Annotated in this window: 17 protein-coding genes and 2 rRNA genes; 11 read left to right on the forward strand and 8 right to left on the reverse strand. The window is 50.8% G+C overall.

Annotation, left to right across the window (positions count from 1 at the left end; genetic code table 11):
* From C7B16_RS06310 to kgtP, 3 genes are all read left to right on the forward strand, one after another.
* A 23S ribosomal RNA gene (locus tag C7B16_RS06310) occupies positions 1–115 on the forward strand; the annotation flags it as partial.
* A gap of 94 nt (positions 116–209) precedes the next feature.
* Positions 210–325 (forward strand): 5S ribosomal RNA (gene rrf, locus C7B16_RS06315).
* Between the two features lie 359 nt (positions 326–684).
* Positions 685–1,983, forward strand: coding sequence for an alpha-ketoglutarate permease (kgtP, locus tag C7B16_RS06325; protein WP_107179498.1), 1,299 nt, complete (start codon positions 685–687; stop codon positions 1,981–1,983).
* Here the strand turns inward: kgtP and C7B16_RS06330 are convergent.
* The 5 genes from C7B16_RS06330 to trxC all read right to left on the reverse strand — a co-directional run bounded on the left by C7B16_RS06330 (position 1,980) and on the right by trxC (position 7,694).
* A complete protein-coding gene (locus tag C7B16_RS06330; protein ID WP_001516903.1) occupies positions 1,980–2,303 on the reverse strand; it encodes a YfiM family lipoprotein in 324 nt (107 codons plus the stop codon). The genes kgtP and C7B16_RS06330 overlap by 4 nt on opposite strands.
* Before the next feature lie 43 nt (positions 2,304–2,346).
* Positions 2,347–3,702, reverse strand: coding sequence for a CDP-diacylglycerol--serine O-phosphatidyltransferase (gene pssA, locus C7B16_RS06335; protein WP_016249092.1), 1,356 nt, complete (start codon positions 3,700–3,702; stop codon positions 2,347–2,349).
* A gap of 113 nt (positions 3,703–3,815) precedes the next feature.
* Complete coding sequence (gene patZ, locus C7B16_RS06340; protein WP_107179499.1) at positions 3,816–6,476, reverse strand: peptidyl-lysine N-acetyltransferase PatZ; 2,661 nt, start codon at positions 6,474–6,476, stop codon at positions 3,816–3,818.
* A gap of 31 nt (positions 6,477–6,507) precedes the next feature.
* A complete protein-coding gene (tapT, locus tag C7B16_RS06345; RefSeq protein WP_107179500.1) occupies positions 6,508–7,206 on the reverse strand; it encodes a tRNA-uridine aminocarboxypropyltransferase in 699 nt (232 codons plus the stop codon).
* A 68-nt stretch (positions 7,207–7,274) separates the two neighbouring features.
* The gene (trxC, locus tag C7B16_RS06350; protein ID WP_107179501.1) at positions 7,275–7,694 is read right to left on the reverse strand and encodes a thioredoxin TrxC; all 420 of its coding nucleotides are present in this window, start codon (positions 7,692–7,694) and stop codon (positions 7,275–7,277) included.
* 206 nt (positions 7,695–7,900) lie between these two features.
* Between trxC and C7B16_RS06360 the strand changes: the two genes are divergently transcribed.
* The gene (locus tag C7B16_RS06360; protein ID WP_000997429.1) at positions 7,901–8,938 is read left to right on the forward strand and encodes a tRNA/rRNA methyltransferase; all 1,038 of its coding nucleotides are present in this window, start codon (positions 7,901–7,903) and stop codon (positions 8,936–8,938) included.
* A 47-nt stretch (positions 8,939–8,985) separates the two neighbouring features.
* On the opposite strand, the gene ung is transcribed toward C7B16_RS06360, so the two are convergent.
* Entirely contained in the window at positions 8,986–9,675 is a 690-nt protein-coding gene (ung, locus tag C7B16_RS06365) for a uracil-DNA glycosylase (RefSeq protein WP_001262704.1), read from the reverse strand.
* Between the two features lie 303 nt (positions 9,676–9,978).
* On the opposite strand from ung, the gene grcA reads away from it, so the two are divergent.
* Complete coding sequence (grcA, locus tag C7B16_RS06370) at positions 9,979–10,362, forward strand: autonomous glycyl radical cofactor GrcA (RefSeq protein WP_000627804.1); 384 nt, start codon at positions 9,979–9,981, stop codon at positions 10,360–10,362.
* Positions 10,363–10,494: 132 nt separating this feature from the next.
* Here the strand turns inward: grcA and srmB are convergent, their stop codons facing one another.
* Positions 10,495–11,829 carry an ATP-dependent RNA helicase SrmB gene (gene srmB, locus C7B16_RS06375; protein WP_107179502.1) on the reverse strand — a complete coding sequence of 445 codons (1,335 nt, stop codon included), beginning with the start codon at positions 11,827–11,829 and terminating at the stop codon, positions 10,495–10,497.
* Between the two features lie 131 nt (positions 11,830–11,960).
* Between srmB and trmN the strand changes: the two genes are divergently transcribed.
* A complete protein-coding gene (gene trmN, locus C7B16_RS06380) occupies positions 11,961–12,698 on the forward strand; it encodes a tRNA(1)(Val) (adenine(37)-N(6))-methyltransferase TrmN (protein ID WP_010378883.1) in 738 nt (245 codons plus the stop codon).
* Here the strand turns inward: trmN and nadB are convergent.
* Positions 12,683–14,305 (reverse strand): L-aspartate oxidase, encoded by a 1,623-nt coding sequence (gene nadB, locus C7B16_RS06385; protein WP_016249088.1) that lies wholly within the window; start codon positions 14,303–14,305, stop codon positions 12,683–12,685. The genes trmN and nadB overlap by 16 nt on opposite strands.
* A 255-nt stretch (positions 14,306–14,560) precedes the next feature.
* On the opposite strand from nadB, the gene rseD reads away from it, so the two are divergent.
* The 5 genes from rseD to rseC are packed head-to-tail and all read left to right on the forward strand — an operon-like array spanning position 14,561 to position 17,403.
* Positions 14,561–14,716, forward strand: a complete 156-nt coding sequence (gene rseD / locus C7B16_RS24505) for a rpoE leader peptide RseD (protein WP_010378892.1) — start codon at positions 14,561–14,563, stop codon at positions 14,714–14,716.
* Positions 14,713–15,288, forward strand: a complete 576-nt coding sequence (gene rpoE / locus C7B16_RS06390) for an RNA polymerase sigma factor RpoE (RefSeq protein WP_001295364.1) — start codon at positions 14,713–14,715, stop codon at positions 15,286–15,288. Before rseD ends, rpoE begins: the two co-directional genes overlap by 4 nt.
* A 32-nt stretch (positions 15,289–15,320) precedes the next feature.
* Positions 15,321–15,971, forward strand: coding sequence for an anti-sigma-E factor RseA (gene rseA, locus C7B16_RS06395; RefSeq protein ID WP_001168447.1), 651 nt, complete (start codon positions 15,321–15,323; stop codon positions 15,969–15,971).
* A complete protein-coding gene (gene rseB / locus C7B16_RS06400; RefSeq protein WP_016249086.1) occupies positions 15,971–16,927 on the forward strand; it encodes a sigma-E factor regulatory protein RseB in 957 nt (318 codons plus the stop codon). Before rseA ends, rseB begins: the two co-directional genes overlap by 1 nt.
* On the forward strand, positions 16,924–17,403 hold the full coding sequence (gene rseC, locus C7B16_RS06405) for a SoxR-reducing system protein RseC (protein WP_016249085.1): 480 nt from the start codon (positions 16,924–16,926) through the stop codon (positions 17,401–17,403). Before rseB ends, rseC begins: the two co-directional genes overlap by 4 nt.
* The last annotated feature ends 50 nt before the right edge of the window (positions 17,404–17,453 follow it).

Here is a 17,453-nt window from a genome sequence, read left to right on the forward strand (position 1 = left end):
TGAGACTTTAAGTCTCCTGAAGGAACGTTGAAGACGACGACGTTGATAGGCCGGGTGTGTAAGCGCAGCGATGCGTTGAGCTAACCGGTACTAATGAACCGTGAGGCTTAACCTTACAACGCCGAAGGTGTTTTGGCGGATGAGAGAAGATTTTCAGCCTGATACAGATTAGATTAACCGGCGATAAGCGGGTTAATAAACAGAATTTGCCTGGCGGAGATAGCGCGGTGGTCCCACCTGACCCCATGCCGAACTCAGAAGTGAAACGCCGTAGCGCCGATGGTAGTGTGGGGTCTCCCCATGCGAGAGTAGGGAACTGCCAGGCATCAAATAAAGCGAAAGGCCATCCGTAAGGATGGCCTTTTTGCGCTGGTGCGGAAAAAATGCCGGATGCGATGCTGGCGAGCCTTATCTGTCCTGCGCAGGGTTACGGTAGGGGTCAGCAGCGCATTATTCCCCCACATACGCCAGATTCAGTAGCGGATACGGTTTCCCCAACCTGCCCGCTTCCATACGATCGCCTCACCTGCAATCCATCCTTAATATCCGCAATAATTATTCTTCTGCTAACTAAATTCTCAGTTATGGTTGTGCAAGCAAAATAACAAATGTATAACATTTGTCTTACTAAAAAATAAATAACAACCGACAAAAGCATCGGATTATGGCAGGAGAAATAATGGCATGGCAGAAAGCACTGTAACGGCAGACGGCAAACTGACAAGTAGTGATACTCGTCGCCGCATTTGGGCAATTGTAGGGGCCTCATCAGGTAACCTGGTTGAGTGGTTCGATTTCTATGCCTACTCATTTTGTTCCCTCTATTTCGCCCACATCTTCTTCCCTTCAGATAACACAACCACTCAACTACTACAAACTGCCGGTATTTTTGCCGCAGGATTCCTGATGCGTCCAATAGGCGGCTGGTTATTTGGTCGTATTGCTGACAAACATGGCCGCAAGAAATCGATGCTGCTATCGGTATGTATGATGTGTTTTGGATCACTGGTCATAGCCTGCTTGCCAGGCTATGAAACAATTGGCACCTGGGCTCCGGCGTTGTTACTTCTCGCGCGTTTATTCCAGGGATTATCTGTAGGTGGAGAATATGGCACCAGCGCCACCTATATGAGTGAAGTTGCAGTAGAAGGACGCAAAGGGTTTTACGCTTCATTTCAGTATGTCACGTTGATAGGCGGGCAACTTCTGGCATTGTTGGTTGTGGTGGTTTTACAGCATACAATGGAAGATATCGCGCTTAGAGAGTGGGGGTGGCGTATTCCCTTTGCATTAGGCGCGGTGTTAGCCGTTGTGGCGTTATGGTTACGTCGTCAGTTGGATGAAACTTCGCAACAAGAAACGCGAGCTCTAAAAGAAGCGGGTTCAATGAAGGGATTATGGCGCAATCGCCGTGCATTCATCATGGTTCTCGGCTTTACGGCTGCGGGTTCTCTTTGTTTCTATACCTTCACCACCTATATGCAGAAGTATCTGGTGAATACTGCGGGTATGCACGCCAACGTAGCAAGCGGCATTATGACGGCGGCGCTGTTTGTATTTATGCTCATCCAGCCGATAATTGGAGCATTGTCGGATAAGATTGGCCGTCGGACTTCAATGTTATGTTTCGGCTCTCTGGCCGCTATTTTTACCGTCCCCATTCTTTCGGCATTGCAGAACGTCTCCTCACCTTATGCGGCTTTTGGTTTGGTGATGTGTGCCCTGCTGATTGTGAGTTTTTACACTTCAATTAGTGGGATCCTGAAGGCGGAAATGTTCCCGGCACAGGTTCGCGCATTAGGTGTTGGTCTGTCATATGCGGTCGCGAATGCCATATTTGGTGGCTCAGCGGAGTATGTGGCGTTGTCGCTAAAATCGATAGGAATGGAAACGGCATTCTTCTGGTATGTGACATTGATGGCCGTAGTCGCGTTTCTGGTTTCTTTGATGCTACATCATAAAGGGAAGGGGATGCGTCTTTAGTGATGAGCCATTTGCCAGACCGTATAACCGGTGGTGGCACCGGCTACGTCCCAGGCAAAATCTTTCCAGCTCCAGCCGCTCCCTTCGGGGCGGCTATCCCACAGCTCTTTTGACACGCCCAGACTTACAGAGAACATCAACCCGAACATGGCGCTGCGGTCGCGGCTCATCTCCCGATGCTGTGCATATTCATTTCCAGCCGCTGAAAGCATTGCCGAGGCGATAAAGTGTTGCGCTTTATCCTGTCCGCTCCAGCCATCGTTAGCCCTATGGCTGCAACCAGAAAGCAACAATAGCGAACAGGCAAAAAGAATACGCAACGTGGCCTCCAAAAAACAAACCCCGTACAGGACGGGGTTCAGATTACAGGATACGGCTAATTAATCGGTCGATACGGATACGACGCAAGCGACGGATAAGCTTGCGAACCTTCACCGGATAATCGGCAATACTTTGCAGATCGCGGTAGTGCTTAACGATAGTGGTATGCTCGCGGATCAGATCCAACTCTTTCTCACGCTGCGGCGCAAGCTCCAGTTGCGGATCGTGGATCAAAATGGCGTTTTCCAGATCCAGACGCCAGGCGCGAGGGTTCAGGTTATTACCGGTGATCAGCATCCACTTATCATCAACCCACATCCCTTTCAGGTGATAGGTATTGTCGTCATCTTTCCATAACCGGACCACTAACTGGTCAGTATTGACGTAATACTGCAAACGGCTCAGGAAACGACGCAGATTAATCTCGTAGAGATACGGCAGTGCGCCGATAATCTTGAAAGGTTCATCTTCCGGAATGTAAAAGTCATTTGCGGTTTTATCACCGACAATAATTTCGACTTTTTTCCCTTCGCGCAGCAATTGGATGATATTGCGCACGAGGATGGCCGGTAGGTTGAAGTATGGTGTGCAGATGGTCAGTTTTTGCTCGGCACACGGCATAAGATGGAAAATAGTCTTGTTCAACAGACTCGATTTTCCCAGACCCACTAATGGCGTTACGGAGAGTTGATCGTTATCGGCATCGCCCTGGAAATGATAAGCAGCATCACGCAACTCCTGGCGGAACAGGCGGATATCGTTTTTGATTTCCGGGCTTTTCGGACGGTGAATATCATCCAGACGGTTAACACCGCGACCATTCATAATATTCTGTGTAACCCATTCAAACATAATGTCTGACATTTTACGGTTACGGATCAGATGATAGCGGTCGTAGCGGTATTTATCATGCTGATGCAGGTAAACATCGTTCAGGCTGGCACCGCTATAAAGTACGCTATCGTCGATGATAAAGCCTTTAAAGTGCAGAACGCCCAGGGCTTCACGGGTATTGATCGGAACGCCATAAACCGGAACATCTACGCCCGGGTTTTCCTGCGCCATGCGGCAGTACCAGTCAGCATTGGTATTAGATGCCGCAGCGCCAATGCGCCCACGTTGTGCACGATGCCAGTCGACCAGCACCCGCACATCCAGTTCCGGACGCTGCCGTTTAGCCTCATACAACGCGCTCAGAATGCCTTTGCCACCGTCATCCTGCTCAAGATACAGGGCGACAATGCAAATGCGCTGCTTCGCGCTGGCTATTTTTTCCAGCAGTGTCTCCCGGAAGTCGGCGGGAGCGTAAAAAAAATCGACATCATCAACTGATTGAGAAATCTTGGGTAGTTGGGCAAGGTGTTGTTGATGTTTATTACGCTTAAATTTTGACAACATCACAGTGCATTTCTTCTCTGTTCATTGAAGGGTCCTCTGTGCAATGCAGACGACATAAGCGGGCAATAATAACACCAGTCCCGATTAAGTGGTCAACATTTCCAGTACCTTACTCATGATTCCTCGCGCTGGGCAAGATTTAGCGTCAGCCCAACGATCCCCTCTTCGAGCTGGATATCGACGTTAAACCCGAGCTTGCGGGCCAGCGCCACCATGCCACGATTGTTTGGCATCGTAATACCATTCAGACGTTGCAGTCCGTGATCTCGCGTATAGGTAATCAACTTTTCCATTAAGCATCGACCTAAGCCTAACCCTTTGAGATCCGAGCGCACCAGTACGGCAAATTCGGCATCAATGTTATCAGGATCGGAGATCGCCCGAGTGACGCCAAGGATCTCTTCTTTTTGATCAATACGCCGTACAGCCACAAACGCCATTTCCCGATCGTAGTCGATCTGCGTCATGTTAGCTAAATCTTCATGGGTGAATTCGTTGATCTCGCTAAAGTAACGGTAATAAAGATCTTCTTTGGTGACTCGCGAAATGAATTGCTGAAGTTGTGGCTCATCTTCCGGCAAGATCGGGCGGAACAAGCAACGTTCGCCGTTTTTTAATTCTACCCACTCTTCTAACTGATGTGGGTACGGGCGCACAGCAAGGCGACTTTCGTTATTGCCTTCGAACGGTGCAATATCCACCGTGACATCCAGCGCGGTAAATTCACTGCCGGAAGCCAGTAAAGGGTGAATATCCAGCCGCTGAATTTCTGGGCAATCGACAATCAGGTTGGAAACCTGCACCAGTAACTGGCTTAAGCCCGCGATGTCGAGTGGACGCAGTGCGCTGCGTGCACGAATTTTTTTACTTTTGATTCCCTGAATGACCAGATAGCGAGCCAGATTCATGTTCAGCGGTGGCAGCGCCACGACAGCTTGATCTTCAGGACGCCACTCCACACCGCCTTCACCAAGCATGATCAACGGCCCAAAAACCGGATCGTGTTCCACGACTACACGCAGCTCCTGAGCGCCAGCACGATTAGCCATACTTTGCACCAACAGGCCGTGGATCCGTGCCTGCGGCCAGGCCATTTTTACCCGATCGAAAATAGCGTTCGCGGCTTGCTGGACTTCATTAGCCGTACGTAAATAGAGCATCACGCCCTGAACTTCCGATTTATGCGGAATATCCGGCGAGCGCAATTTCAGCGCCACCGGATAACCAATCTGTTCTGCAATATGCACAGCTTCGGTGCTGTCAGTGGCAATCCAGGTGGGAAGCGTGTTCATGCCATATGCTTGCAGGATTGGCTGAACCTCATGGGTATCGAGCGATGTCGCTCCTTCGGCAATGGCCTGCTGTAGCAGAATATGCGCTTCTGCGGTATTGGAGGTCAGATTGCTGGGTAACGCCGGTGTTTCGCGTAACTGCTTCTGGTTTCGACGGTACTCAACCATATGCATAAAAGCGGTGATAGTTCCTTCCGGTGTGCGATAGGTCGGAAGCCCGGCTTCACTGAATAAACGTCGCGCCTCTTGCGAGGAGTGTTCGCCGCACCAGTTAGTCAGCAGAGAGACATACTTGCTGCGAGGATGATGTTTTACTGCTTCAATTAATGCCTGTGCGCTTTCTGTGGCAGGCGCAGCGGCGCTGGGGGAATGGATAACCATCAGCGCATCAAAATCCTGGCTGTGGAGCAGAATATCCAGCGTTTTGACATAGTGCTCGCTGCTGGCGTCATCGCGTAGATCAAGCGGGTTAGAGATTGCTACATGTTCTGGCAGGGCATCGCGTAGTTTCTGGCAGGCCTCTTCACTTAACGTTGCCAGTTTACCATTGCGTGACCATAAGGCATCCAGCGCCAGTGCGGCAGGAGCAGCACCGTTGCTGATAATCATCAGTCGGTCGCCACGCAACGGACGCATGTGGCTAAGGGTTTCCACCGCCGAAAACAGTTCGTGGGTGTCCTGCACTCGCAACAAACCGGCACGCTGAATAGCTGCATCCCACGCCGGATCCATACCCGCTGTGGTGTTCAGCAATCTTTGCGCCGCCGGACTACGTCCGCTTTTAATCACCAGAATCGGCTTATTTCGCGAGGCACTACGGGCAGCCGACACAAAGCGTCGCGCGTCGCTTAATTGTTCGAGATAGAGCAAGATGGCACTGGTTTTGCTGTCGCGTGCCAGGTAGTCGAGCAATTCATCAACGTCGATATCCAGGCTGTCACCGAGCGCAATAAAGTATGAAAACCCCATTTCACGCTGTTGCGCCCAGTCGAGGATGGTGTTGGAGACAGCAGCCGATTGTGAAATAAACGCCAGCTTGCCGCGCTTAATTGGCACTGGCGAAAAGCTGGCATTCAGCCCTTGCCAGGGAGCGAGTAATCCCAGACTGTTTGGTCCAAGCAGGCGCATGTTATGGCGCAGAGCGCAGGCGCGTAAGTCTTCGTGTTGTGATGTCGGTGAAGAAAGAATAATGCAGGTTTTACAGCCTTTCTCTCCAAGCTCTTCCAGAAGAGCAAGATTGCGGCTGGCATTAGTACATAGCACTGCGAGGTCAGGAGTAAAAGGCAAACTGGCGATGTCTGGCCATGCCAGCACGCCCTGTACCGCCTTCCAGGCTGGCGTCACCGGCAGCACCGGTCCGTTAAAGCCTCCAGCCAGCAGGTTACGCATCATCAGGTAACCTGCGCGATTGGGTTTCATCGACGCGCCAATTACCGCAATCGATTTTGGTCGCAGTAGTGCTTCCAGTCCTCGCTGACTCATACCGGTCTCCCGCAGAAGTGACCGAATGATTTTAAACGATTTCTAACTGTTCTGCTGTGATACTACCCAGATGTTGCGTTTTTCCTGCCAGATAGCGCGTTTTAAAGCGAGTGAAATGCTCGCCTAAGCCCGTTGTGGCTTTGGTGTCACCCGCCATATCTAAAAGTGCGATGGCTACCTCAGCGGTGCAATATTGGCCTTCACTCTGAGCTTCACGCAGGCGATAGGCAGACAAACGCGAAAGATCGACGGAAATGACGGGAAGATTATCCAGATACGGACTTTTACGAAACATCTTCCGCGCTTCCGGCCAGGTGCCATCGAGCATGATAAATAGCGGTGGCTTACCAGGAGGAGGCGTAAAGATCACTTCTCGTTGCTCATCCGCATATGAGGCAGGAAAAACCACCATTGGCTGATAATACGGGTTTTGCACCAGATCCAGCAGTTCTTGCGATGGTTCGGTACGTGACCATTGAAACGCGACGGTATCTGGCAAGATATCGGCAATCAAACGTCCAGTATTGCTGGGTTTCATTGGCTCGGTGTCAAACATCAGCAAACAAAAGCGGCTTTTTGCTTCCGTTGGGGTGATGGTTGAACAGAGGCATAATTTCTCTGGCAAAAGGCAGCGTTGGCAACGACGAACGCGATTACCACGGGCAAGAAAAGGACGTGTTGCGCGCGCAATACGCTCGGCGCGTAACTGGAGAACAGCGTTTTCGGTCATAAGAGAGCGTCGAAAAAATGCCATTGTCGCAGAGGAGAAAACGGGGCACAAGATGCGCCCCGATAAGATTAAAGAGATTCGTTCAGCCAGCTATCAAACGGTGCTTTCGGCACTGCGCCGTTAAGCATGTCGACAACCTGACCATTTTTGAAAATCATGATCGTCGGAATACTGCGAATACCAAAGCGACTGCTTAATTCACGTTCAGCTTCGGTATTCACTTTTACAAAACGCACTTTACCGCTACGCTCTTGTGCAACATCTTCAAAAATCGGTGCGAAGTTACGGCAAGGGCCGCACCACGGTGCCCAGAAGTCGATCACCACAGGCAGATCGTCTTTCAGCAATTTGTCGAGTGTTTCACCGGTCGCATTAATCACCTCTCCGTCAAACAGGTCGTGACCGCAGCGTCCGCATTTTGCCGCATCGTTAATCCGTTCGTCGGGAATGCGGTTGATGGCCTGACAATGGGTACAAACGGTATTCATAACTAACCTCGGGATGAGTAAGGAGACTTATCGGCAACGACGCCGGTATGTTTCTAATATGTTACATATTATCGAGGGCATTGTTCCAGACAACAATCTGTTTTATTCAATGGGTATGATAGTCGCAGGCTTTGGAACGAAATCATGGCGAACCGCGCGCACTTCGGGTAATCTGCGCGCTTCGCGCAGCGCTGGTGGAGAAAAGCATGAACGATGAAATGAAAAGCAAAAGCGGCAAGGTCAAAGTGATGTATGTCCGCAGTGATGATGATTCTGATAAACGAACCCACAACCCGCGAACCGGGAAAGGGGGCGGGCGTCCAGGAAAATCTCGTGCCGACGGTGGCCGTCGCCCCGCCCGCGATGACAAACAGAGTCAGCCCCGTGACCGCAAGTGGGAAGAGTCGCCGTGGCGAACTGTTTCCCGCGCGCCGGGTGATGAGGCACCGGAAAAGGCCGATCACGGTGGCATCAGTGGTAAAAGTTTTATTGATCCGGAAGTGTTGCGTCGTCAGCGTGCGGAAGAAACCCGCGTCTACGGCGAAAACGCATGTCAGGCACTGTTCCAGAGCCGTCCGGAAGCGATTGTTCGCGCCTGGTTTATCCAGAGTGTAACGCCGCGTTTTAAAGAAGCATTGCGCTGGATGGCGGCAAACCGCAAAGCGTACCACGTGGTAGATGAAGCCGAGCTGGCAAAAGCGTCAGGCACGGAACATCACGGCGGCGTTTGCTTCCTGATCAAAAAGCGCAACGGCACAACCGTGCAGCAGTGGGTAAGCCAGGCAGGTGCACAGGATTGCGTACTGGCGTTGGAAAATGAATCTAACCCACATAATCTGGGCGGGATGATGCGTAGCTGTGCGCACTTCGGCGTGAAAGGTGTTGTTGTGCAGGATGCGGCGTTGCTGGAATCGGGTGCGGCTATCCGTACCGCAGAAGGTGGCGCAGAGCATGTGCAACCGATTACTGGCGACAACATTGTTAATGTGCTGGATGATTTCCGTCAGGCGGGTTACACCGTGGTGACCACTTCCAGCGAACAGGGCCAACCACTGTTCAAAACCAGTTTGCCAGCGAAAATGGTGTTGGTTTTGGGGCAGGAATATGAAGGGTTACCAGATGCTGCGCGTGATCCAAACGATCTGCGAGTGAAGATTGACGGTACTGGCAATGTTGCTGGTCTGAATATCTCTGTCGCAACGGGTGTTCTGCTTGGTGAATGGTGGCGTCAGAATAAAGCCTGATAAATCAGCCGGATGGCAGTTCTGCCATCCGGCATTTTCCCGCAAATTTACTCGCTCTCTGCCGGTAATACAGGTATCCAGTTAATCGGCTTCTCGCCACGTTGTTCCAGCCACTGATTTGCCAGTACAAAATGGTTACAGCCAAAGAATCCACGATGGGCCGATAACGGCGACGGATGCGGTGCTTTCAGTACGTGATGGCGTTGCTTATCTATAATTGCCCCTTTCTTTTGCGCATGCGACCCCCACAGTAAAAACACCACGCCTTCGCGATGCTGATTAATCAGGCTGATGACTTTATCGGTGAACGTCTCCCAGCCGAGGCTGGCGTGGGAATGCGCCTGACCTGCACGTACAGTCAATACGGTATTGAGCAGCAGCACGCCCTGGCGCGCCCAGCTTTCCAGGTAACCATGCGTCGGGCGGGTAAAGCCTGGGATGGTATTTTCCAGCTCTTTATACATATTCAGCAGTGACGGCGGTGTCGCAATACCGGGACGAACAGAAAATGCCAGACCATGTGCCTGTCCAGGTCCGTGGTAAGGATCCTGGCCGAGAATCACAACTTTGACATCGCTCAACTCAGTAAAACGGAAGGCATTAAAGACATCTTTTTGTGGCGGATAGATAGTGATGCCAGACTGCCGCTCACTGGCGACGGTCTGAAGGGTATTAAGAAAATAGGGTTGCTGCTTCTCTTCAGCCAGCACGTCATGCCAGGTTAATTCGTTAGCCATCTCGCTCTCCTGCGGATCTTCAATCCACCTAGCTTAACTGCTTCTTTCTACAGAACAAAATCAAGCTCATTTTTTAGACATAATCGAGCGCAAAAAAATGTAAATTGGTAAAATTTCGCACCCGCATAAGTTGATGTAAAACAATAAAATCTATTTGCGACCACGTTTAGTGTGTGGTTTTTATTGATTTAAATCAAAGAACCAAGGGTGTTTGAGGAGTATATATACACTCAAGCAACAATGGTTTTACCAATTGGCCGCGACAGGCTGACAAATCAAATAATTTTGCCGGGGAGGCATCACATGATTACAGGTATCCAGATTACTAAAGCCGCTAATGACGATCTGCTGAACTCTTTCTGGCTGCTGGACAGCGAAAAAGGCGAAGCGCGTTGCATCGTTGCGAAAGCAGGATTTGCAGAAGACGAAGTGGTTGCAGTAAGCAAACTGGGTGATATTGAATACCGTGAAGTTCCAGTAGAAGTTAAACCAGAAGTTCGCGTGGAAGGTGGTCAGCACCTGAACGTAAACGTTCTGCGTCGCGAAACTCTGGAAGATGCTGTTAAGCATCCGGAAAAATATCCGCAGTTGACTATCCGTGTATCCGGTTATGCAGTTCGCTTCAACTCTCTGACTCCGGAACAGCAGCGCGACGTTATCGCTCGTACCTTTACTGAAAGCCTGTAAGGCTTAAGTAGCAAGATATTACAGAAGCGGAAGAGGGTGACCTCTTCCGCTTTTTGTCTATAGATAACCATCAGTCAGGCTGGTGGTTATCTATAGACAAAAATAATGCCGGGATAAAACCCGGCATTATTTTTACTCTTCTGTCGTTTGCGGCGGCACGCCTGTTCCGCTTGGTTTGCGGCGCTTACCAATATTTTTGGTATCGCGGTGGCGTTTTTTCACCCGAGGCTTCTCTTTCTCTTTAGCCTTTTTCTTCTCGGCGCGTTTTGCCAGGACTTTCTTCGATGGTTTACCCGTCTGTTTCTCGCTTGGCGCACGCGTTTTCGGGCGTAACTCATCAATGACGCGAGCTTTAATCGGCTCTTCAATATAACGACTAACTTTGCCCAGCAGCAGATGGTCATGGGCTTCAACCAGTGAAATCGCGATCCCTTTACGACCGGCGCGAGCGGTACGCCCGATTCGGTGCAAATAGGTATCGCCACTGCGCGGCATATCGAAGTTAAAGACGTGGCTGACATCCGGAATGTCGATACCACGTGCGGCAACGTCGGTGGCAACCAGCACGTTTACGCGACCTTCAGTCAGACGCTTAATCGCTTCATTACGCTTGCCTTGTACCATCTCACCTTCGAGATAGCAGTTGTTGATGCCTGCTTCGCGCAACCAGTTTGCCAGTTCATGCACACGCTCACGCTTGCGCACAAATACGATTGAGCGAGTCGCTTCCGGCTGTTTTAACAGATGTACCAGCAACGCAGTTTTATGCTCAAGGTCATCGGCACGGTAATACCACTGATGAATCTTTTTGCGCTCACGGGTGGATGGATTAGCAGAAACTTCCACCGGATCCTCCAGCAGACGTTCGGCAAAATCCTGAATGGCATCGCCTTTCAGCGTAGCTGAGAAGAGCAGGGTTTGCTTACGCCAGCGAGTTTCGCCAGCAATATGTTCGATATCCTGGGCGAAGCCCATATCCAGCATACGGTCTGCTTCGTCAAGGATCAGTGTTTCAACCGCGCGGCAATCGAAGTTCTCTTCTTTTATGTATTGCAGCAGACGTCCGGTCGTGGCGACCACGATGTCCTGGTTTTCGCTGAACACTTCCGCGTGGTTCATATAGGCCACGCCGCCGGTGATGGTGGCAATATCCAGATGTGTATGTTTCGCCAGTTCACGGGCATGATCGGCCACCTGCATCGCCAGTTCGCGAGTTGGGGTGAGGATCAAAATACGCGGTGGACCGGATTTCTTACGCGGGAAATCGAGCAGGTGCTGCAACGCTGGCAGCAGATACGCCGCCGTTTTACCGGTGCCTGTCGGCGCAGAACCGAGTACATCACGGCCATCGAGCGCAGGCGGAATGGCGGCAGCCTGAATGGCGGTCGGGCGAGTGAAACCTTTATCCTGGAGGGCTTCCAGCAGGCTTTCGTCGAGTTCAAGTTCGGAAAAAGTCGTTACAGTCATGTTCTACCTCTGTGTGGGGCGCTGATTATAGACGTTACGGCTGCAATCTTCATCTGTTTGTATGGATATCGCTTCTCAGGTATTGTTCTTACCCGGTGCTATCGCCGTTTTTACAGCAAGGTTTTATTTTCATGTCACAGTCTACATCCGTGCTTCGTCGTAATGGATTTACTTTTAAACAGTTTTTTGTCGCGCACGATCGCTGTGCGATGAAAGTGGGAACGGATGGAATTTTACTGGGCGCATGGGCTCCTGTGGCAGGGGTAAAACGCTGCCTTGATATCGGCAGTGGTAGCGGGTTACTGGCGCTAATGCTGGCGCAACGAACTGATGACAGCGTGATGATTGATGCAGTTGAACTGGAAAGTGAGGCAGCGGCTCAGGCGCAGGAAAATATCGCGCAGTCCCCGTGGGCAGAGCGGATTAATATCCATACGGCGGATATTCAGCAGTGGATAACCCAGCAGGCCGCGCGTTTTGACTTAATTATCAGTAACCCGCCGTATTATCAGCAGGGGGTTGAGTGCGCGACGCCGCAACGGGAACAGGCGCGCTATACCACTACGTTGGATCACCAGACGTTGCTTACTTGTGCGGCAGAATGCATTACCGAAGAGGGATTTTTCTGCGTGGTGCTGCCGGAGCAGATTGGTAATGGTTTTACTGAACTGGCATTAAGCATGGGATGGCATTTACGTTTACGGACGGACGTGGCGGAAAACGAGGCTCGATTACCGCATCGGGTGCTACTGGCATTCTCCCCACTGGCGGGGGAATACTTTAGCGATCGGTTAGTGATTCGTGGGCCAGACCAGAACTATTCTGAAGCGTATACGGCGCTGACCCAGGCTTTTTATTTGTTTATGTAATGATGGCCAGGCGAGAGAATCGACGGACCGGAATGCGTGAGCAACTCCGGGTAGTCCAGCGTGTAATGCAAGCCCCGACTCTCCTTGCGCATCATCGCGCAGCGAACAATTAACTCGGCAACCTGCACCAGATTACGCAGTTCCAGTAAATTATTCGACACCCGAAAGTGGGCATAATATTCGTCTATTTCCTGCTGCAACATATTGATCCGTCGCAGGGCACGCTCCAGGCGCTTTGTTGTGCGCACAATACCGACGTAATCCCACATAAACAGACGCAGCTCATGCCAGTTATGTTGGAGCACCACCAGCTCGTCAGGATCCTCAACGCGGCTTTCATCCCATGACGGCAAGCGGTTGACGCCACGTGCATAAGGCATCCGTCTTTCAATGTCTTCCGCCGCCGACCAGCCGTAGACCAGACATTCCAGCAATGAGTTAGAGGCCATTCGGTTAGCGCCATGTAATCCTGTGTAGCTCACTTCGCCAATCGCATACAGCCCATCAACATCAGTACGCCCATAGTCATCCACCATTACACCGCCGCAAGTATAGTGCGCAGCAGGTACTATCGGCACAGGCTCTTTAGTGAGATCAATACCCAGACCCAGCAACTTTTCATAAATCATCGGGAAATGCTGACAAATAAAATCCGCAGGCTTATGACTAATATCCAGGAACATACAATCCGCGCCGAGGCGTTTCATTTCATAGTCAATAGCGCGGGCAACAATATCGCGCGGAGCCAGTTCACCACGCTCATCAAAATCGGGCATAAAGCGTGTGCCGTCCGGGCGCTTCAAATAAGCGCCTTCGCCACGTAAAGCTTCCGTTAACAGGAAGTTCCGCGCCTGTGGATGATACAGCGCCGTTGGGTGGAACTGATTAAATTCGAGATTAGCAACCCGGCAACCGGCGCGCCAGGCCATGGCAATACCATCACCAGAGGAAATATCCGGATTGGTGGTGTACTGATAAACCTTCGATGCGCCGCCAGTTGCCAGCACCACAGCTTTCGCATGACAGGTTTCTACCGCTTCTTTATTGCGATTCCACACCCATGCTCCGACCACTCGTCGCGTCCCCGGCAGACCAATTTTGTCGGAAATAATCAGATCGACTGCGTTGCTGCGTTCCAGTACACGAATATTCGGATGACTCTGCGCCTTGCTCACCAGCGTAGTTTCTACTTCTTTACCAGTGGCGTCGGCGGCATGAAGAATACGGCGGTGGCTATGACCGCCTTCACGGGTCAGATGGTAACTTTCTTCCCCATTTGGTTGCACCTGGGTATCAAACAATACCCCTTGATCGATCAACCATTGCACACAGGAACGCGCATTGCTGGCAACAAACTTAACCGCATGGCTATCGCAAATTCCGGCACCGGCAACCAACGTATCTTCCACATGTGAATCGATACTGTCAGTTTCATCAAACACGGCAGCAATTCCGCCCTGGGCGTAAAACGTCGAGCCTTCAGTAACAGAGCCTTTGCTAAGAACGATGACATGATGCTTATCTGCCAGACGTAGTGCCAGTGAAAGCCCGGCAGCGCCACTACCGATAATCAACACATCACAAGAATATTCAGGGAAAGTATTCATTTTTGTTGTTTAATTTACTAAACACAGTCCGGTCAGCATAGCATCATGTTGTACAATTAAACACCTGCTATTTTAATATTTGTTACAATGGCTAAACATATTGTTCCTGGGAGGCGGAAAAAAGGGAAGTTGCTCGTCGACGGAGGATTAGGTGGTGAAATAAAAAGGCCGTTGGGTTACTCTTCAGGCAGTTAAATGGGCATTTCTGCACAGATAATGCGTTATTCAGATTCTGTAGACTTATAATGATAGATAATGATCCGTCTACAGCATGACAAACAAAAACAGATGCGTTACGGAACTTTACAAAAACGAGACACTCTAATCTTTTGCTTGCTCAAATTGCAGCTAATGGAGTGGCGTTTCGACAGCGCGTGGAAATTTGGTTTGGGGAGACTTTACCTCGGATGAGCGAGCAGTTAACGGACCAGGTCCTGGTTGAACGGGTCCAGAAGGGAGATCAGAAAGCTTTTAACTTACTGGTAGTGCGCTATCAGCATAAAGTGGCGAGTCTGGTTTCCCGCTATGTGCCGTCGGGTGATGTTCCCGATGTGGTACAAGAAGCTTTTATTAAAGCCTATCGTGCGCTGGATTCGTTCCGGGGAGATAGTGCTTTTTATACATGGCTGTATCGGATTGCTGTTAATACGGCAAAAAATTACCTGGTTGCTCAGGGGCGTCGTCCACCTTCCAGCGATGTGGATGCCATTGAAGCAGAAAACTTCGAAAGTGGCGGCGCGCTGAAAGAAATTTCGAACCCTGAGAACTTAATGTTGTCAGAAGAACTGAGACAGATAGTTTTCCGAACTATTGAGTCCCTCCCGGAAGATTTACGCATGGCAATAACCTTGCGGGAGCTGGATGGCCTGAGCTATGAAGAGATAGCCGCTATCATGGATTGTCCGGTGGGTACGGTGCGTTCACGTATCTTCCGAGCGAGGGAAGCTATTGATAATAAAGTTCAACCGCTTATCAGGCGTTGACGATAGCGGGATACTGGATAAGGGTATTAGGCATGCAGAAAGAACAACTTTCCGCTTTAATGGATGGCGAAACGCTGGATAGTGAGCTGCTTAACGAACTGGCTCACAACCCGGAGATGCAGAAAACCTGGGAAAATTATCACTTAATCCGTGACTCTATGCGGGGTGATACTCCCGAGGTACTCCATTTCGATATCTCTTCACGCGTGATGGCCGCCATTGAAGAAGAGCCCGTTCGCCAACCGACGATATTGATCCCAGAGGCTCAGCCTGCGCCGCATCAATGGCAGAAAATGCCATTCTGGCAGAAAGTTCGTCCGTGGGCGGCACAGCTCACCCAAATGGGTGTAGCGGCATGCGTATCGCTTGCAGTTATCGTTGGCGTCCAGCACTATAATGGACAATCTGAAACGTCCCAGCAGCCCGAAACACCGGTATTTAATACTCTGCCGATGATGGGTAAAGCCAGTCCGGTAAGCCTGGGAGTACCTTCTGAAGCGACCGCGAACAATGGTCAACAGCAGCAGGTACAGGAGCAGCGTCGTCGCATTAATGCCATGTTGCAGGATTACGAATTGCAACGTCGACTCCACTCCGAACAGCTTCAGTTTGAGCAGGCACAGACACAGCAAGCCGCTGTACAGGTGCCAGGAATTCAAACTTTAGGAACGCAATCGCAGTAATGAAGCAACTTTGGTTTGCCATGTCATTAGTGACAGGTAGCCTGTTATTCTCTGCTAACGCCTCGGCCACTCCCGCGTCCGGGGCGTTATTACAGCAGATGAACCTGGCTAGCCAGTCACTGAATTACGAGCTGTCATTCATCAGCATCAATAAACAAGGTGTTGAGTCTCTGCGTTATCGACATGCACGCCTCGATAACCGTCCTCTTGCACAGTTGTTGCAAATGGATGGCCCGCGCCGGGAAGTGGTACAGCGCGGCAATGAAATCAGCTACTTTGAACCGGGCCTTGAACCGTTCACTCTTAATGGCGATTACATTGTTGATTCTCTGCCATCGCTCATCTATACCGATTTCAAACGCCTTTCTCCTTACTACGACTTTATCTCTGTGGGGCGCACCCGTATTGCTGACCGCTTATGTGAGGTAATCCGCGTGGTAGCCCGTGATGGCACACGCTACAGCTACATCGTGTGGATGGACACCGAATCGAAATTACCGATGCGGGTTGATCTCCTTGATCGCGATGGTGAGACACTGGAGCAATTCCGCGTGATCGCTTTCAACGTTAATCAGGATATCAGCAACAGTATGCAGACACTGGCGAAGGCAAACTTGCCGCCTCTGCTTTCTGTACCTGTTGGTGAGAAAGCCAAATTTAACTGGACTCCAACCTGGTTGCCACAGGGCTTTAGCGAAGTTTCCAGCAGTCGACGTCCGTTACCGACGATGGATAACATGCCCATCGAATCGCGTCTCTATTCCGACGGGTTGTTCAGCTTCTCGGTAAACGTTAACCGCGCTACGCCATCCAGTACCGATCAGATGTTGCGAACCGGACGCCGAACAGTCAGCACCAGCATACGCGACAACGCGGAAATCACCATTGTTGGTGAACTGCCACCGCAAACGGCGAAACGAATTGCCGAGAATATTAAGTTTGGGGCAGCGGAATGATCAAAGAGTGGGCTACTGTCGTCTCCTGGCAAAACGGGCAGGCGCTGGTCAGTTGCGATGTTAAAGCTTCATGCAGCAGTTGCGCTTCCCGCGCAGGTTGCGGCAGTCGCGTGTTGAATAAACTAGGCCCGCAAACCACACATACCATCGTCGTATCCTGTGATGAACCGTTAGTGCCGGGGCAGAAAGTTGAATTGGGAATCGCTGAAAGCAGCCTGCTTAGCTCCGCATTATTGGTTTATATGTCGCCGCTGGTGGGATTATTCCTTGTCGCTTCGTTATTTCAGCTACTCTTTGCTTCAGATATTGCAGCATTATGCGGAGCAATCCTCGGCGGCGTTGGTGGATTCCTGATTGCGCGAGGATACTCACGTAAGTTTGCCGCCCGAACAGAATGGCAACCGATCATCTTAAGTGTGGCATTGCCGCCTGGCCTTGTGCGATATGAAGCATCTTCGGAAGACGCGAGCCAGTGATTTCACTGGCTTTATTGTATTTTGCATAACAAATGCGAGGACGTTTCCAG

It is taken from the genome of Escherichia sp. 20412-1, from assembly GCF_003027595.1.
In the GTDB taxonomy this organism is placed as follows: Bacteria; Pseudomonadota; Gammaproteobacteria; order Enterobacterales; family Enterobacteriaceae; genus Escherichia; species Escherichia marmotae.

Coding starts and splice junctions, on each gene's coding strand:
- kgtP (WP_107179498.1), top strand. CDS start 685: ATGGCAGAAAGCACTGTAACGGCAGACGGCAAACTGACAAGTAGTGAT.
- pssA (WP_016249092.1), bottom strand. CDS start 3,702: ATGTTGTCAAAATTTAAGCGTAATAAACATCAACAACACCTTGCCCAA.
- patZ (WP_107179499.1), bottom strand. CDS start 6,476: ATGAGTCAGCGAGGACTGGAAGCACTACTGCGACCAAAATCGATTGCG.
- tapT (WP_107179500.1), bottom strand. CDS start 7,206: ATGACCGAAAACGCTGTTCTCCAGTTACGCGCCGAGCGTATTGCGCGC.
- trxC (WP_107179501.1), bottom strand. CDS start 7,694: ATGAATACCGTTTGTACCCATTGTCAGGCCATCAACCGCATTCCCGAC.
- C7B16_RS06360 (WP_000997429.1), top strand. CDS start 7,901: ATGAACGATGAAATGAAAAGCAAAAGCGGCAAGGTCAAAGTGATGTAT.
- ung (WP_001262704.1), bottom strand. CDS start 9,675: ATGGCTAACGAATTAACCTGGCATGACGTGCTGGCTGAAGAGAAGCAG.
- grcA (WP_000627804.1), top strand. CDS start 9,979: ATGATTACAGGTATCCAGATTACTAAAGCCGCTAATGACGATCTGCTG.
- srmB (WP_107179502.1), bottom strand. CDS start 11,829: ATGACTGTAACGACTTTTTCCGAACTTGAACTCGACGAAAGCCTGCTG.
- trmN (WP_010378883.1), top strand. CDS start 11,961: ATGTCACAGTCTACATCCGTGCTTCGTCGTAATGGATTTACTTTTAAA.
- nadB (WP_016249088.1), bottom strand. CDS start 14,305: ATGAATACTTTCCCTGAATATTCTTGTGATGTGTTGATTATCGGTAGT.
- rseD (WP_010378892.1), top strand. CDS start 14,561: ATGATCCGTCTACAGCATGACAAACAAAAACAGATGCGTTACGGAACT.
- rpoE (WP_001295364.1), top strand. CDS start 14,713: ATGAGCGAGCAGTTAACGGACCAGGTCCTGGTTGAACGGGTCCAGAAG.
- rseA (WP_001168447.1), top strand. CDS start 15,321: ATGCAGAAAGAACAACTTTCCGCTTTAATGGATGGCGAAACGCTGGAT.
- rseB (WP_016249086.1), top strand. CDS start 15,971: ATGAAGCAACTTTGGTTTGCCATGTCATTAGTGACAGGTAGCCTGTTA.
- rseC (WP_016249085.1), top strand. CDS start 16,924: ATGATCAAAGAGTGGGCTACTGTCGTCTCCTGGCAAAACGGGCAGGCG.